The 15,829-nt window shown below is 41.5% G+C and carries 16 protein-coding genes; 14 read left to right on the top strand and 2 right to left on the bottom strand.

Annotated elements, in window-relative coordinates; translation table 11 throughout:
• Positions 1–63: 63 nt before the first annotated feature.
• A complete protein-coding gene (locus tag PluTT01m_RS22680) occupies positions 64–897 on the top strand; it encodes a dioxygenase family protein (RefSeq protein ID WP_011148509.1) in 834 nt (277 codons plus the stop codon).
• A gap of 244 nt (positions 898–1,141) precedes the next feature.
• On the opposite strand, the gene pcp is transcribed toward PluTT01m_RS22680, so the two are convergent.
• Positions 1,142–1,798 carry a pyroglutamyl-peptidase I gene (gene pcp, locus PluTT01m_RS22675; RefSeq protein ID WP_011148508.1) on the bottom strand — a complete coding sequence of 219 codons (657 nt, stop codon included), beginning with the start codon at positions 1,796–1,798 and terminating at the stop codon, positions 1,142–1,144.
• A gap of 850 nt (positions 1,799–2,648) precedes the next feature.
• On the opposite strand from pcp, the gene udp reads away from it, so the two are divergent.
• From udp to hemB, 11 genes are all read left to right on the top strand, one after another.
• Positions 2,649–3,404, top strand: coding sequence for a uridine phosphorylase (gene udp, locus PluTT01m_RS22670; RefSeq protein WP_011148507.1), 756 nt, complete (start codon positions 2,649–2,651; stop codon positions 3,402–3,404).
• Positions 3,405–3,498: 94 nt separating this feature from the next.
• Positions 3,499–4,281, top strand: a complete 783-nt coding sequence (locus PluTT01m_RS22665; protein ID WP_011148506.1) for a tyrosine-protein phosphatase — start codon at positions 3,499–3,501, stop codon at positions 4,279–4,281.
• A 192-nt stretch (positions 4,282–4,473) separates the two neighbouring features.
• The gene (locus PluTT01m_RS22660; protein WP_109791876.1) at positions 4,474–5,010 is read left to right on the top strand and encodes a DedA family protein; all 537 of its coding nucleotides are present in this window, start codon (positions 4,474–4,476) and stop codon (positions 5,008–5,010) included.
• Positions 5,011–5,139: 129 nt separating this feature from the next.
• Entirely contained in the window at positions 5,140–6,471 is a 1,332-nt protein-coding gene (rmuC, locus tag PluTT01m_RS22655; protein ID WP_049789848.1) for a DNA recombination protein RmuC, read from the top strand.
• 72 nt (positions 6,472–6,543) lie between these two features.
• A complete protein-coding gene (gene ubiE, locus PluTT01m_RS22650) occupies positions 6,544–7,299 on the top strand; it encodes a bifunctional demethylmenaquinone methyltransferase/2-methoxy-6-polyprenyl-1,4-benzoquinol methylase UbiE (RefSeq protein WP_011148503.1) in 756 nt (251 codons plus the stop codon).
• A gap of 1 nt (position 7,300) precedes the next feature.
• Entirely contained in the window at positions 7,301–7,951 is a 651-nt protein-coding gene (gene ubiJ / locus PluTT01m_RS22645) for a ubiquinone biosynthesis protein UbiJ (RefSeq protein WP_041380407.1), read from the top strand.
• A complete protein-coding gene (gene ubiB / locus PluTT01m_RS22640) occupies positions 7,938–9,575 on the top strand; it encodes a ubiquinone biosynthesis regulatory protein kinase UbiB (RefSeq protein WP_011148501.1) in 1,638 nt (545 codons plus the stop codon). The genes ubiJ and ubiB overlap by 14 nt, the downstream gene beginning before the upstream one ends.
• A gap of 226 nt (positions 9,576–9,801) precedes the next feature.
• On the top strand, positions 9,802–10,062 hold the full coding sequence (gene tatA, locus PluTT01m_RS22635; RefSeq protein WP_011148500.1) for a Sec-independent protein translocase subunit TatA: 261 nt from the start codon (positions 9,802–9,804) through the stop codon (positions 10,060–10,062).
• A 3-nt stretch (positions 10,063–10,065) separates the two neighbouring features.
• Positions 10,066–10,509 (top strand): Sec-independent protein translocase protein TatB, encoded by a 444-nt coding sequence (gene tatB, locus PluTT01m_RS22630; protein ID WP_011148499.1) that lies wholly within the window; start codon positions 10,066–10,068, stop codon positions 10,507–10,509.
• A gap of 21 nt (positions 10,510–10,530) precedes the next feature.
• Positions 10,531–11,313, top strand: coding sequence for a Sec-independent protein translocase subunit TatC (tatC, locus tag PluTT01m_RS22625; RefSeq protein ID WP_011148498.1), 783 nt, complete (start codon positions 10,531–10,533; stop codon positions 11,311–11,313).
• A gap of 109 nt (positions 11,314–11,422) precedes the next feature.
• Positions 11,423–12,436 (top strand): porphobilinogen synthase, encoded by a 1,014-nt coding sequence (hemB, locus tag PluTT01m_RS22620; protein ID WP_011148497.1) that lies wholly within the window; start codon positions 11,423–11,425, stop codon positions 12,434–12,436.
• A gap of 49 nt (positions 12,437–12,485) precedes the next feature.
• Here hemB and rfaH read toward each other — a convergent pair whose 3' ends face one another.
• The gene (gene rfaH / locus PluTT01m_RS22615; protein WP_011148496.1) at positions 12,486–12,974 is read right to left on the bottom strand and encodes a transcription/translation regulatory transformer protein RfaH; all 489 of its coding nucleotides are present in this window, start codon (positions 12,972–12,974) and stop codon (positions 12,486–12,488) included.
• A 626-nt stretch (positions 12,975–13,600) separates the two neighbouring features.
• Between rfaH and ubiD the strand changes: the two genes are divergently transcribed.
• Both ubiD and fre read left to right on the top strand, forming a co-directional pair.
• Positions 13,601–15,073 carry a 4-hydroxy-3-polyprenylbenzoate decarboxylase gene (gene ubiD, locus PluTT01m_RS22605; protein WP_041380405.1) on the top strand — a complete coding sequence of 491 codons (1,473 nt, stop codon included), beginning with the start codon at positions 13,601–13,603 and terminating at the stop codon, positions 15,071–15,073.
• A gap of 10 nt (positions 15,074–15,083) precedes the next feature.
• Positions 15,084–15,785 (top strand): NAD(P)H-flavin reductase, encoded by a 702-nt coding sequence (gene fre / locus PluTT01m_RS22600; RefSeq protein WP_011148494.1) that lies wholly within the window; start codon positions 15,084–15,086, stop codon positions 15,783–15,785.
• Positions 15,786–15,829 lie beyond the last annotated feature (44 nt).

Raw genomic sequence — 15,829 nt, 5'->3', positions numbered from 1 at the left:
AACCCGGGTAGTAACAAGATGGAAGCATTGTAATAGAAACTTAATAATTAAAGAGAGGATTATATGGATGTTAATAAGTTGCAAGGTAAGAAAAGTAGCTCTCGAAGAAATTTTTTAAAAAGTAGTGCTGTTATTACGGCGACAGCTGCACTTGCTCCGATGAATTTAGCTCGTGCAGAAGAAAAGTTATCCCCACAACATGGAATAGGCGTATGTACGCTTGCGCCAGAGCAGATATCAGGGCCATATTTCCGAAATGACAAAATTGTAAGAAGGGATATTACTGATTCAGAATTAGGAATACCTTTTTTATTGAAGATTACTGTCATAGATGAAAAAACATGTAAACCCGTTGATAATTTATTTGTTGATATTTGGCATTGTAATAGTCGGGGGAAATATTCTGGTTGGAGTTATATTAGCCCCGATGTAGTCCCTAACGTTGCTGGAGTAGCTTCTATCAATAGAACTGATGATAAAAATTTTCTAAGAGGAGCTCAACCATCGGATAAAAATGGGATAGTTAATTTTACGACTATTTATCCTGGGTTTTATGCGGGTAGAGCGACTCATATTCATATTGCAATCAGAAAATTAAGCACAAATGTGGATGACAAAGAGCACTTTGCTTTTGTTGGTCAAATGTATTTTCCAGAAGGAATCAATACAGAGGTTTATAAATATGATCTGTATTCAAAGCGGAGGGTAATCAGAACTAAAAATAATGAGGATGAATATTTTAAAAATATGAATGGTCATCTTTCAGAAATAAAAGTAACAAAAATAGATGAATATGATATTAACCGTGGGATACTAGGTGAAATAGTTCTATCAATAGACTTGGAAAGTATATCTAATTTCATAACTAAAGATGACTTATATTCCCATACGGTATAAGCAGTTTTGTTGAATAAACTAAATTTCAATGTAATAACAGTTGAAATTATAAAATAACCTATGTAAATAATGTGCTGATTAATAATTTAATAAAGTATCAGACATTTGATATTTATATACGGATATTGTGCAGGCACAGAGAGAATTATCTTTACTGTTTGATTGATACTATCAGTAGAGCATACTGTCTGTGCCTGTCATTTTCTCAGAGGAAAGCTTTCAGTCCCGCAAGCAGAATGTCAAATTAATGAGCTGTGTCTCCATTATTGGCGATATCTTCACTGTTTTTTAATGCTTCATCGATAGCAATTTCCAGCGCTGTTATAACTGTTTCTAGGGCCATACTTGGCGTTCCTGAATACCGAGCTGCTTGCTCAGGCAGATAAGGGATATGGAGAACTCCACCGCGTATTTCAGGATAGATGCATGCCAAATGATGCAACAGGCCATACATGACGTGGTTACAGACGAAAGTGCCTGCGGTTTGTGAAATGGAGGCTGGCACTCCTGCATCACGCAAACCCTTGACTATCGCATTGATCGGTAACGTGGCGAAGTAGGCGGCAGGGCCTGTTGCGACGATGGGGGTATTGATAGGCTGATTACCTTGATTATCAGGGATGCTAGCATCATTGATATTAATTGCCACGCGTTCCACAGTAATATTTGGTCTGCCGCCTGCCTGTCCCACGGCAATGACCAGATCAGGTTGTACATCATCAATAGCAGCATACAGACAAGCCAGAGAGACGTCGAACACACATGGAAGCTGACGCGCTTCAACGCGGGCTCCGCATAATTCTCGCCCCTGTAATTGCTTAGCAGCTTCCCAGGATGGATTAATCGTTTCTTTACCGAAAGGTTCGAAACCTGTAATTAAAACTGTTTTTTGTGTCGTCATAGTAGTCATAGTAGTCATAGTAATAGTGCCCTTATATGGTGGAAAGAGTCTAATATCTAAACAATATGCATCCTATAAAAAGACAACTGTGATATTTATATTTGGTAATTGTTTTATTTTTGTTGAAAATATAATTGTAATATGTTGGTAAATAAGCAAGAAAAATTATTTATTAGCTATAGAAGTAAAATACAGTTAATTTTTTAATATGTTCATCATAAGAAAAAGTTATTTTAAAAATAGTCCAGTTTATTGCGTTGTTGATTTATAAATGTTAGGAGAGTATTTTAATAACGACGGTGATTTATATTTGATTAAGTTGATAGTTTATTGGAAATATTTTGTTTTATGACCGGGTTATGAAATGATAATTTTTTCTTTGTGATTGGATGGATATTAACCTCTATTAACTCTCAAGGAGAAAATATTTCGATGAGATAATCTGTGATATATTTTTCTCGATACGTTATGAAACATAAATATAGCTAAACAATGGATTGTTTTTCCATAATATGAACTCATTCAAGTTAGTTTATGGACGGAAGAAAACGCCCTGTTTTTTTACCTGTTTCATGGTTATTTTGTGATTTATATCTCAAAATAATGTATGTTTTTCTTTTTTATATTACTTTGAAGTGACATTTATCACTAAAAGATGTCTATACCCTATGGATTTCAAGATGCTTCGCGACGGCAAGGGCGCGAATCCCCGGGAGCATAGATAACGATGTGACCGGGGTGAGAGAGTGCAGCCAACAAAGAGGCAACTTGAAGGATAACGGGTATAAATGCCCAATACAGTAGATCTCAACTAATTTCATTATAAATTCTTCTTGCTGAGGAGTCTGATATGTCTGATGTATTTCACTTAGGTCTGACCAAAAACGATCTGCAAGGCGCAACTTTAGCTATTGTTCCGGGTGATCCGAAACGTGTGGAAAAAATCGCAAGATTGATGGATAACCCAGTTCATCTCGCTTCTTTACGTGAATTTACGTCATGGCGGGCAGAAATTGATGGTACAGCAGTCATTGTATGCTCTACGGGTATTGGTGGCCCGTCAACCTCTATCGCGGTTGAAGAATTAGCGCAATTGGGGGTACGTACTTTTTTACGTATCGGCACAACAGGCGCAATTCAGGAAAATATCAATGTTGGTGATGTGTTGGTGACTACCGCAGCTGTTCGTTTGGATGGTGCCAGCCTGCATTTTGCTCCGATGGAATTTCCGGCGGTTGCCGATTTTGAGTGTACGACGGCTCTGTACGAAGCAGCAAAAGATTTAGGTGTAACAGTACATGTGGGGGTAACGGCCTCTTCCGATACTTTTTATCCCGGTCAGGAGCGTTACGATACCTATTCTGGCCGTGTTGTGAGCCGTTTCAAGGGCTCAATGGCTGAATGGCAGGCAATGGGGGTCATGAATTATGAAATGGAATCGGCAACTTTATTAACGATGTGTGCAAGCCAAGGTCTACGTGCGGGTATGGTTGCCGGTGTTATTGTTAACCGTACTCAGCAGGAGATTCCTAATGTTAAATTACTTGAGAAAACAGAAAGTAATGCATTGGGGATTGTCGTAGAAGCTGCTCGCCGTTTGCTGTAAATCATACTTTTTGGGCCGGAGTATTCCGGCTCACTCTTATTTTAAATAGAAATCTGTTAATGTCTTAACACCTCACAATTGATTAAGAGTCATCATGATCACAACATCTTTATTACATCCATCAGTGCTTCCTCTCAATGGAGGGATTAATTTTCGTGATTTAGGCGGTAAAAAAGTCGCGAGTGGTGGAAAAATCAAATCAGGTTTACTTTTCCGTTCTGGTTCTCTGGATCGCTTAACAGAAAAAGACCAATCTTTCCTGGCAAATAAAAATCTCTTTCAAATCATAGATTATCGTGATACCAGTGAAATAGAGGATAAACCCGATTTGGTATGGAATGGTGCTAATTATCATCATGCTCCGGCCAATCCCTTATCTGATGAAGTGAATGCAAATCTGGAAAAATTGGCGTCAGAGATGTTGGAGCAATTTAATCCTCAGGCATTTATGTTTCGTCTTTATGAATTATTGCCGCTAAAAAATTCAGCCTATAAGACATTAGTTAACTTACTGCAACAACCGGAAAAAGGTGGGATAGTCCAGCATTGTGCGGTAGGTAAAGACAGAACCGGTGTAGGTTCTGCGCTGGTATTATTTGCATTGGGGGCTGATTTGGATACGGTAATGGAAGATTATTTAGTGACTAATTGCACTCTGGCTCCTTATCGTGAATATTTGTTAAATGAGCATGCGAAAACTATGAGTGACGATGTGGTTGATAAATTCGCTTATGTTTATTCCGTGAGAGAAGAGTTTTTAATGACGGCATTAAACAGTATTAACCAGCATTATGGCAGTGTAGATATATGGCTGGAGAAAGATCTTGGTCTTGATTTTACTGCTCGTAAGAAATTACAAGATTATTTCCTTGAATAAAAAGTTGGTTTAATTCTGGTTAATACAGCGGTGGTTAAATTGAATGTGTATACCCGTTATCTTTCAGTTGCCTCTTTGTTGGCTGCACTCGCTCACCCCCGGTGACATAGTTAACTATGCTCCCGAGGATTCGCGCCCTTGCCGTCGCGATGCATCTTGAAATCCATAGGGGATATTGATCAATATAGGAATATGAATTTGAGTCTTCATGAAATAGTTGATCTGGTAATCGCTTTTGTTAAAGCTCATGATACCTGGATCATGCCGATTGTTTTCTTGCTTGCTTTTGGTGAATCTCTGGCTTTTTTCTCCTTGTTATTACCGGCAACAATCATATTGCTTGGATTGGGGGCATTAATAGGTGAAAGTGGTCTTAATTTCTGGCCGATTTGGTTGGCGGCCGCAGCAGGGGCTTTTTTGGGCGATTGGGTATCTTATATTGTAGGTGCTTATTTTAAAGGTGATGTTGGTAAAATTTGGCCGATTTCCCGTAAACCACAACTACTGACACGAGTGCACCATTTCTTTGAGCGTTGGGGTATTTGGAGTATTTTCTTTGGTCGATTCTTTGGGCCATTCCGTGCAATTGTGCCATTAGTCGCGGGTATTTGTACTATGCCATTGCGTTATTTTCAGATAGCGAATATCTGTTCCGCACTTATCTGGTCTTTTGGCGTATTAGCTCCAGGCGCGTTTGGTTTGCAATGGTTAGTGAAATGGGTGAGCTAATTGGGAGCGGCTTCGCAGACTGAGCCATCTGTATAAATCATTCTGGACATCTATACAGTAGCAATTTAGTTTATCTGGTCAAAGCATGAGATAGAGGAAATACCGGTGGGTATCCAGTTGTTATATGCGTTGATAGGTGCTCTTGGTGGCCTATTGGGCGGTGGTATTCTCGTTTGGTTCTCCGTTCATCAACGTATTCAACAGCAAGAGCTGGAATTACGGAAATTGGACAGCCAGCTTGCCGTTGCTAATGAGAAAATTGAACAATCCGCTTATTGGCGGGTTGAATGCGAACAGTTAAACCAAGAGTTGCGGGCTCAGAGAGAAGTCAATAGCGTACAAGAATCCGAACTGCGTGAAGTGACGACACGCTTGGAAGAGAGTCGCCTTGCGGCTGAAGAGAAACAGCGGTTGCTGATCAACAGTGAACTACGTTTGAATACGCAATTTGAGAATTTGGCTAATCGTATTTTTGAACAAACGGGTCGCCGTACTGGTGAACAAAATCAGCAGAGTCTCAATACGCTTTTAGCGCCATTTCGTGAACAGCTTGATGGTCTTCATCGGCAGGTACAGGAGAGTTTTGGTCAGGAAGCCCGTGAACGTCATACTCTTGCACATGAAATCCGTAACTTACAGCAACTGAATGCCCAGATGGCGCAGGAAGCGATTAATCTGACAAATGCCCTTAAAGGTAATAATAAAATTCAGGGAGATTGGGGAGAAGTTGTGTTATCCCGTATTCTGGAAGCCTCTGGTTTACGAGAAGGGCATGAGTTTTGTACTCAGGTAAGTATCAAGGTAGAGGGTAACCGCCGTTTCCAACCCGATGTTATTGTTCATTTGCCACAAGGGAAGGATGTGGTCATTGATGCCAAAATGTCGCTGGTCGCTTATGAGCGTTATTTTAACAGTGGCGATCGGCATCAGCAGGAGTTAGCCCTTCAAGAACATATCGATTCAATTAAAGGCCATATTCGTGGTTTGAGCCGCAAAGATTACCAACAGTTGCCTGGGCTGAAATCGTTGGACTATGTATTGATGTTTATTCCGGTTGAACCCGCTTATTTGGTTGCGCTGAACAAGGCACCTGAGCTGCTTGATGAAGCACTTAAACACAATATTATGCTAGTTAGTCCATCAACATTGTTGGTTGCTGTGCGTACTATTAATAACTTGTGGCGCTATGAGTATCAAAGTCAAAATACGCGCTTAATCGCCGATAAAGCTGCTCGCATGTACGATAAAATGCGCTTGTTTGTCGATGACATGCAAGGTTTGGGGCAAAGTCTGGATAAAGCTCAACTTAGTTATCGACTGGCAATGAAAAAGCTGACTGAGGGGCGTGGCAACCTGATAAGTCAGGCAGAGAGTTTTCGTAATTTAGGTGTTGAGGTGAAACGTCCGATTGATCCCGAATTGGTTGATAAGGCCAGCCAACCATTCTGTGCTAATGATTAATACTAGGATAGGGTTTTATCTGAAAGGCTGATACACTTTTATAATGCTTTGAATAAAAAATGGGCAAATAACATGGTAGACCAAACGAAACAAACCACACATTTTGGTTTCCGTACTGTAGCAAAGGATGAAAAAGCAGGCATGGTGGCCGAAGTGTTTCATTCTGTTGCAGCGAAATACGATTTAATGAATGATTTAATGTCGTTTGGTATCCATCGTATATGGAAACGTGTGGCTATTGATGCTAGTGGGGTGCGCCGAGGTCAGAGGATACTTGATTTAGCTGGTGGTACCGGAGATTTGACCGCCAAATTTTCTCGTATAGTTGGTGAAAAAGGCGAAGTTGTTCTTGCTGATATCAATGAATCTATGCTGAAGGTTGGGCGTGAGAAATTACGTGATGTTGGTATTGTTGGTAATGTCAGCTATGTGCAGGCTAATGCGGAAGCGTTGCCTTTCCCTGATAACTATTTTAATTGCATCACTATCTCTTTTGGTTTGCGTAATGTTACTGAAAAAGAAAAAGCCCTGCGTTCTATGTTTCGGGTGTTGAAGCCGGGTGGGCGTTTATTGGTACTTGAATTTTCTAAACCTTTGTTCGCGCCATTAAGCAAAGCGTATGATGCTTATTCTTTCCATGTGCTGCCAAAAATTGGTCAGGTTTTTGTGCAGGATGCTGGCAGTTATCGTTATTTGGCGGAATCCATCCGTATGCATCCTGATCAGGATACGCTTAAAACGATGATGGAAGAGGCTGGCTTTGAACAGGTGACTTATACCAATATGACTGGCGGCATTGTTGCACTACACAGAGGTTTTAAATTTTGAGATGGAAAGACCATCACTGAGTACAGTTATTAATTCCACACTTACGCCGGTTTTAACCGCAGTGATGGAAACATCGTTGAATTACCTGTTGTACCGTGAACCTGTGTTAAGGCCAGCCCGTATGCGGCTGGTGGACAAAGTTTTGTCGATCGAATTAAAAGAAATGAATACACCACTCACGTTGGTATTCAGTGAAAAACAGGTGGACGTATTAAGCCAATGGAGCGGATCTGCCGATTGTACGGTTAAAACTCACTTTTCTGCTTTGCTTAAATTACGGGATCGCCAACAAATTTCCAAATTGCTCAATAGCGGTGAAATGGTTATTGAAGGGGATATGCAGGTTGTTCAGCAATGGTCTGCTTTGTTAGATATGGTTGAGTGGGATTTGGCCCATTATCTTTCTCCTTATTTCGGGGATATCGCTGCCGAAAGTATTAGTCAAGTCCTTAAAAAAGGATTTCAGTGTGTTTCCAGTTCAATGGAATGCCAGAAAAATTATCTGGCGGAAGCGTTAACGGAAGAATGGAAACTGGCCCCAAATCAGCTTGAAGTGGCTTATTTCAGTGAAGAAGTTAGCATGTTGGCCAAAGATATCGAGCAAATAGAACAACGATTGGCAGTATTAGAGGGAAAATATGACTCCAGGTGAATTAAGGCGCCTTTATTTGATCATACGGGTTTTTCTTTCTTACGGATTAGATGAGCTAATTCCTCGGATTCGCTTAACCTGGCCTCTTCGTTTTGGTCGTTATTTATTGTTCTGGATCCCAAATAGACATAAAGATAAATCACTTGGGGAGAGACTACGGCTTGCCTTACAGGAATTAGGGCCTGTTTGGATTAAATTTGGACAGATGCTTTCAACGCGGCGTGATCTGTTTCCTCCAGCAATAGCGGATCAACTGGCATTGTTGCAAGACCGGGTTGCCTCTTTTGATGGTGCTCTGGCGCGTCAATATATTGAAACCGCTTTAGGGGGGGCATTGGAAACTTGGTTTGATGATTTTGAACCTATTGCTCTGGCCTCTGCTTCAATTGCTCAGGTCCATACTGCTCGGTTAAAAGAGAATGGACAGGAAATTGTTATCAAAGTCATCCGCCCTGATATTTTGCCGATTATCAAAGCGGATATCCGGTTAATGTACCGTCTGGCTAATTGGGTACCAATGTTATTACCCGATGGACGCCGTTTACGTCCTCGTGAAGTCGTGCGGGAATACGAAAAGACATTAATTGATGAACTGAATTTGCTGCGTGAAGCGGCTAATGCAATTCAACTACGCCGTAATTTCGAAAATAGCTCAACGCTTTATGTACCGGAAATTTATTCTGATTATTGCCGTGAAAATGTTCTAGTAATGGAGCGGGTTTATGGTATCCCTGTTTCTGATATTGAAGCATTGGAAGCGCAGAATACCAATATGAGATTGCTGGCTGAACGGGGCGTGCAGGTCTTTTTTACACAGGTTTTTCGCGATAGCTTCTTCCATGCGGATATGCATCCGGGAAATATTTTTGTCAGCTATGAACATCCTGAAGATCCGTTTTATATTGGTATTGATTACGGTATTGTTGGTTCTCTTAATAAAGATGATAAACGTTATCTGGCTGAGAATTTTATTGCTTTCTTTAATCGTGATTACCGGAAAGTTGCTGAGCTTCATGTGGATTCAGGCTGGGTGCCTAGTGATACCAATGTTGAAGATTTTGAATTTGCAATCCGTACGGTTTGTGAGCCAATATTTGAGAAACCACTTGCTGAAATTTCATTTGGTCATGTACTTCTGAATCTATTTAATACTGCACGCCGTTTTAATATGGCAGTGCAGCCTCAGTTAGTTCTTCTACAAAAGACACTTTTGTATGTAGAAGGCTTAGGACGGCAACTTTATCCACAGCTTGATTTGTGGAAAACAGCAAAACCGTTTCTGGAGGAGTGGTTGCATAGCCAGGTTGGATTGCCCGCTGTTATCCGGGCGTTGAAAGAAAAGGTGCCTTATTGGGCAGAAAAGTTGCCAGAGCTACCTGAATTAGTGTATGACAGTCTTCAGCAGCATAAACATTTGCAGGTGAGTATTGAGAAGTTATCAGGTCATTTGAGAGGGCAACAGATAAAACAGCGGCAGTCACAGTATTTACTTGGTGTTGGTGCGACATTGTTTCTCTGTGGCAGCTTGTTTTTGCTATCTGGCTTAGCAAATATTCCCTGGTTGTTTATAGGCGCGGGTACCGTTTCATGGTTGTTTGGCTGGTGTCGGCTGTGTAAAATTTAGTAAAATTTGTCTTAGGGTACATTTTCTTTGAAGGTCGGTTATAGTTCGTCGTGTATATATACCCTATGGATTTCAAGATGGATCGCGGCGGCAAGGGAGCGAATCCCCGGGAGCATAGATAACGATGTGACCGGGGTGAGTGAGTGCAGCCAACAAAGAAGCAACTTGAAAGATGACGGGTATATACCCTAAAAAAATAATTCCTGTTAAATAGAGGTAAATCAGAATGGGCGGTATAAGCATTTGGCAGTTACTCATCATTGCGGTCATTGTGGTGCTGTTGTTCGGCACGAATAAACTCCGTACTTTAGGTTCTGATCTTGGGGCATCTATTAAAGGTTTTAAAAAGGCGATAGGGGATGATAATCAGCCTCAACAGGCTCAAAAAACCAGTAGTGATGCCGATTTTGAGACTAAAAACATTACTGAAAAACAATCTGTAGCTCAATCTGAAACATCTGAGAGCAAAAACAAAGAGCAGGTATAAACCGTGTTTGACATTGGTTTTGGTGAGTTGCTGCTGGTTATGGTCATTGGCTTGGTGGTTTTGGGGCCAGAGCGGCTACCGGTGGCTGTAAAAACGGTTGCTGGTTGGATCAGGGCACTGCGCTCTTTAGCTGCTAACGTCCAAAATGAGTTGGTCCAAGAGCTGAAATTGCAGGAGCTCCAGGAAAGCCTGAAAAAAGTTCAAGAAGAAGCGGGGTTGCAGAATTTATCCCCGGAACTAAAAGCTTCGATGGATGAACTAAAAGAAGCTGCTGAGTCTTTGAAAAAAGCATACCAAAATGAACCTGATGCAGGGAGCATGAAAGCATCAGAAATAAATGAGGTGGCACAAAAGCCGGCAGCGTCTCAGGTTGTGGCTTCATCTGGACCTTCTGCTCTAGTGGATGATCAAGCGGCTTCTGCAACGAAGAAAAAAACTTCCGATTAAGTTAATGGTGAACACTAAAACATGGCTGTTGATGATACTCAACCACTTATCAGTCACCTTATTGAACTGCGTAAGCGAATTCTAAACAGTTTACTTACTGTATTAGTGGTTTTTTTAGCGTTGGTTTATTTTTCTAACGACATCTATCAGATGATTTCTGCACCTTTGATTAAGCAGTTGCCTCAAGGTGCCAGTATGATAGCGACAGATGTTGCTTCCCCCTTTTTTACGCCAATAAAACTGACCATTATGGTGTCAATATTCGTATCTGCACCTATGGTTCTCTATCAAGTGTGGGCATTTATTGCACCTGCGTTATATAAGCATGAACGCCGCTTGATGATCCCTCTGCTTGTTTCCAGTAGCCTGCTATTTTATTTGGGGATGGCGTTTGCTTATTTTGTTGTATTTCCGATAGCTTTTGGATTCTTTGCTAAAACGGCACCTGAAGGAGTGCTGATTGCAACGGATATCAGTAACTACTTAAGCTTTGTCATGGCACTGTTTATGGCCTTTGGTGTCTCTTTTGAAGTACCCGTTGCCATTATTTTATTATGTTGGAGTGGGGTAGTTACACCCGAATCTTTGAAGAAAAAGCGTCCGTATATTTTGGTCGGGGCCTTTGTTGTTGGCATGTTGTTAACGCCGCCGGATGTTTTCTCGCAAACCTTGCTGGCGATTCCTATGTATTTGCTGTTTGAACTGGGGATTTTGCTCTCCCGTTTTTATACCGGGCAGCGGAAATTGGGGGATCGTTCAGAGGAAGATGAGCAGGAAGCGCCAGAAGTGAATACGGAAAAGTGATAATAGTAATCTTAACATGCTGTTCTGTAGTGCTAAGATAATTAGCACGAAGCGATAGCATATTAATTAACCCAGCGCGAGTGCGCTGGGTTTGCGTTAGGAGAGCTATATGAGCTATGCATTTCCAGGAACTTTCCCTGGTCGACGTATGCGCCGGTTGCGCTGCCATGATTTTTCCCGCCGTCTGGTTGCTGAAAACCAATTAACTGTTAATGATTTAATCTATCCTGTATTTGTGATGGAGGGCATTAATCGTCGTCAAGAAGTGCCCTCTATGCCAGGAGTGTATCGTCTGACGATGGATCTGTTGCTGAAAGAAGCTGAAGAGATTGCCCGGCTGGGGATTCCTGTATTGTCTCTGTTCCCCGTTATTGAAGCAGATAAAAAATCTCTGGATGCGGAAGAAGCTTATAACCCTGATGGGTTGGTTCAGCGTACGGTTCGTGCGTTGAAAGATGCCATTCCTGAGCTAGGATTGCTGACTGATGTGGCATTAGATCCATTCACTACACATGGTCAGGATGGGATCATCGATCAAGATGGTTATGTGATGAATGATATAACCAAAGAGATCTTGGTCAAACAGGCATTGTCACATGCAGAAGCTGGTGCTGAGATTGTGGCACCGAGCGACATGATGGATGGGCGTATTGGTGCAATCCGTGAACTATTTGAAACGGAAGGACATGTAAATACTCAAATTATGGCTTACTCCGCTAAGTATGCTTCTGGGTATTACGGCCCATTCCGTGATGCAATCGGTTCAAATCGTAATCTGAAAGGGGGCAATAAAAAAACCTATCAGATGGACCCTGCGAATAGTGATGAAGCATTGCAGGAGATTGCACAGGATTTGCAGGAAGGCGCTGACACTGTAATGGTAAAACCAGGTATGCCCTACCTGGATGTTATTCGCAGGGTAAAAGATACATTTGGTGTACCAACCTTTGCTTATCAAGTCTCTGGCGAATATGCCATGCACATGGCTGCTATTCAGAATGGTTGGTTACAGGAACAGGTAATTGTGGAGTCTCTGTTATGCTTCAAGCGTGCAGGAGCCGATGGTGTACTGACCTATTTTGCGAAACAGGTTGCTCAACAGTTATATGAACAGAAACGTTAATATTTGATTAAAAACGGGCGAATGCAAATTCTGCCCGTTTTTTGTTTGGTTAAATTTTTACAAACTGCTTATTATCAAGTGCCTTAGGTAATTGTTTATTCAGAATATTAAGTAACAGAATAGAACGGGTTTCTCCATCTGGCTCATTGTAGATAGCTTGCAATCCTTCAAAAATTCCTGCGGTGATTAATACGGTATCACCAGCCACAGGTGTATCTGGTGATACATATTCTTGCTCAGTGGCTGATACGATCTCTTTAATCAGCGTTTCCGGTACGATGGCAGGGTGTACACCAAAACGGACAAAATGGCTAACACCGCGTGTTGAATGGATAGTGGTAGTATGAATAATTTCAGGGTCAAACTGAACAAACAGATAATGAGGAAAAAGTGGTTCTATATTCACAGTACGTTTACCACGGGTTATTTTTTCAATTCTCGCGGTAGGAGTCAGGCAAGCAACATCCTGTCGTTCAAGATTTTCTATTGCTCGTGAAATTTGCCCACGTTTACAGTAAATGAGGTACCAGTTTTCCATCTTTATTTAACCTTAATCCAATGACTATTAAGCATAGCAAAATAGAAAAGGGCATTACAGGCATTATCTTAGTGATAATTGTTTAATGATGCATATTTATTGTTATGAGTGGGTCTTATGTTTTTCAGTAAAAAAGCGATGGGTAATATTTTGGTAAGTAACAGATAAGATAATTAATATAAATTTGGCTGTTATTTGTGCAGAAAATATTAATAAAAGAAAAATATCAGTATTTCTGTTGAGTAATTGCAAAATTTGATAGTCATTGAGCAGGCATATGGGAAATCCGTGGTGATCAATTGGCTGCATCTTGTGCAGTGAACCCAGAGGAGATAGTGATAGCATTATTTCTGTGGTAAGAGTAAAGGTATCGAGATGTTCCAATGCAATATGTTCCAATGCAATATGTTCCAACTAAACATCTTGCTGGGTAATTTAATGCTCAAATATTAACTCATTAGCTTCCATTTCGTTGTATTTGACTTTAAGGTCGCAAGGTTGAATTAACCCCATTGCTTTTTAGTAACTTATTGGTTTACTTTGTAGTCTTCTGAAAAAAACACAAAAAAGCTGAGTGGGATGGCTTATAATGTTTTCCCCCTTAAAAACCGGCATAAATGAATAGTATGAAATACCGTGACTTAAGAGATTTTCTAACCTTATTGGAGCATAAAGGTGAGTTGAAACGCATCAGTTTTGAAGTTGATCCTTATTTGGAGATGACTGAGATTGCAGATCGTACCCTTCGCGCTGGTGGGCCTGCCTTGTTGTTTGAAAATCCCAAAGGTTATTCGATGCCTGTATTGTGTAATTTGTTTGGTACTGCTGAACGTGTTGCTATGGGGATGGGGCAGAAAGATGTTAAAGCTTTGCATGATGTAGGTAAGCTGCTAGCTTTTTTGAAAGAACCCGATCCTCCGAAAGGTTTTCGTGATTTACTGGATAAGCTACCGAAATTTAAGCAAGTCCTTAATATGCCAACTAAACGGCTTAATACTGCGCCTTGTCAGGAACATGTTTCGGTTGGTGACGATGTAGATTTAACCCGTATTCCTATCATGCACTGTTGGCCAGAGGATGCTGCGCCATTGATTACTTGGGGACTGACAGTAACTCGTGGCCCGAATAAAGAGCGGCAGAATCTTGGTATTTATCGCCAGCAAGTATTAGGTAAAAATAAGCTCATTATGCGCTGGCTATCTCATCGTGGCGGTGCGCTTGATTTTCAGGAATGGTGTCAGGCACATCCAGGAGAACGTTTCCCAGTGGCTGTTGCCTTGGGGGCTGATCCAGCGACAATATTGGGGGCTGTGACGCCAATTCCTGATACATTATCGGAATATGCATTTGCCGGGTTATTAAGAGGATATAAAACAGAAGTTGTGAAATGTCTTTCAAATAACTTGGAGGTACCAGCAAGTGCTGAGATCGTATTGGAGGGGTATATTGAGCCTGGCGAGTTAGCTCCAGAAGGGCCATATGGTGACCATACGGGCTATTATAATGAAATCGATATGTTCCCGGTGTTCACTGTGACACATATTACTCAGCGCCATGATGCTATTTATCACTCGACTTATACTGGCCGCCCGCCGGATGAACCTGCTGTGTTGGGGGTTGCATTGAATGAGGTGCTGGTACCGATTTTACAAAAACAGTTTCCTGAAATTGTCGATTTTTATCTGCCTCCTGAAGGTTGTTCCTATCGCCTTGCCGTCGTGACGATGAAGAAACAATATCCGGGTCATGCCAAGCGGGTCATGATGGGGGTTTGGTCATATCTACGGCAATTTATGTATACGAAGTTTGTTATCGTTTGTGATGATGATATCAATGCCAGAGACTGGAACGATGTCATTTGGGCAATCACTACGCGAATGGACCCGGTAAGAGATACCGTATTAATGGAGAATACTCCGATAGATTATCTCGATTTTGCATCACCCGTTTCAGGATTGGGTTCGAAAATGGGAATGGATGCAACGAACAAATGGCTGGGAGAGACGCAGAGGGAATGGGGACGTCCTATTGTGATGAGTGAAGAAGTGCGTACCCGCGTCGACAAAATCTGGGATGAATTAGATATTTTAGGACCATAAGAGGGAACGCATGACAACACTGAGCTGTAAAGTAACCTCTGTAGAGGCTATTACTGATACGGTTTATCGGGTACGGTTACTTCCCGATTCTCCGTTCTCATTCCGCGCCGGTCAGTATCTGATGGTGGTAATGGGTGAGAGAGATAAACGTCCATTTTCAATGGCATCAACGCCTTCAGAAAAGGCGTTTATTGAATTACATATTGGTGCTTCTGAACTGAATTTATATGCAATGGCTGTGATGGATAGAATTCTGGATCAGAAAGTGATCGATATTGATATCCCTCATGGTAAAGCCTGGTTTCGTCAAAGCAGCATTAATCCGCTGTTATTAATTGCAGGCGGTACGGGGTTTTCTTATACCCGTTCTATATTACTGACAGCGTTGGAAGAACAACCTGAACGCCAGATCTCTATGTATTGGGGGGGCAGAGAACCACAACATTTATATGATCTTGCTGAATTACAGTTACTTACAGAGCGCTACCCTAATTTGACGGTTGTTCCGGTTGTTGAACAGTCAGAGAATGGTTGGTGTGGACGTACAGGAACAGTGCTTAAAGCGGTACTAGAGGATTTTGGTAGTTTGGCCAATTATGATATCTACATTGCGGGGCGATTTGAAATGGCAAAAATTGCTCGCGAGCGCTTTTGTGGTGAGCGTGATGCTTCTACTGACAACATGTATGGTGATGCTTTCGAATTCATTTAAAATAATAATAAAAAAACCCGCCCCTGACAGGCGGGAATTACGGC

The sequence above is a fragment of the Photorhabdus laumondii subsp. laumondii genome (assembly GCF_003343245.1).
In the GTDB taxonomy this organism is placed as follows: domain Bacteria; phylum Pseudomonadota; class Gammaproteobacteria; order Enterobacterales; family Enterobacteriaceae; genus Photorhabdus; species Photorhabdus laumondii.
Note: the sequence above shows the minus strand (reverse complement) of the source record. Positions and strands in the feature narration are given on the sequence as shown.

Coding starts and splice junctions, on each gene's coding strand:
- PluTT01m_RS22680 (WP_011148509.1), top strand. CDS start 64: ATGGATGTTAATAAGTTGCAAGGTAAGAAAAGTAGCTCTCGAAGAAAT.
- pcp (WP_011148508.1), bottom strand. CDS start 1,798: ATGACGACACAAAAAACAGTTTTAATTACAGGTTTCGAACCTTTCGGT.
- udp (WP_011148507.1), top strand. CDS start 2,649: ATGTCTGATGTATTTCACTTAGGTCTGACCAAAAACGATCTGCAAGGC.
- PluTT01m_RS22665 (WP_011148506.1), top strand. CDS start 3,499: ATGATCACAACATCTTTATTACATCCATCAGTGCTTCCTCTCAATGGA.
- PluTT01m_RS22660 (WP_109791876.1), top strand. CDS start 4,474: ATGAATTTGAGTCTTCATGAAATAGTTGATCTGGTAATCGCTTTTGTT.
- ubiE (WP_011148503.1), top strand. CDS start 6,544: ATGGTAGACCAAACGAAACAAACCACACATTTTGGTTTCCGTACTGTA.
- ubiJ (WP_041380407.1), top strand. CDS start 7,301: ATGGAAAGACCATCACTGAGTACAGTTATTAATTCCACACTTACGCCG.
- ubiB (WP_011148501.1), top strand. CDS start 7,938: ATGACTCCAGGTGAATTAAGGCGCCTTTATTTGATCATACGGGTTTTT.
- tatA (WP_011148500.1), top strand. CDS start 9,802: ATGGGCGGTATAAGCATTTGGCAGTTACTCATCATTGCGGTCATTGTG.
- tatC (WP_011148498.1), top strand. CDS start 10,531: ATGGCTGTTGATGATACTCAACCACTTATCAGTCACCTTATTGAACTG.
- hemB (WP_011148497.1), top strand. CDS start 11,423: ATGAGCTATGCATTTCCAGGAACTTTCCCTGGTCGACGTATGCGCCGG.
- rfaH (WP_011148496.1), bottom strand. CDS start 12,974: ATGGAAAACTGGTACCTCATTTACTGTAAACGTGGGCAAATTTCACGA.
- ubiD (WP_041380405.1), top strand. CDS start 13,601: ATGAAATACCGTGACTTAAGAGATTTTCTAACCTTATTGGAGCATAAA.
- fre (WP_011148494.1), top strand. CDS start 15,084: ATGACAACACTGAGCTGTAAAGTAACCTCTGTAGAGGCTATTACTGAT.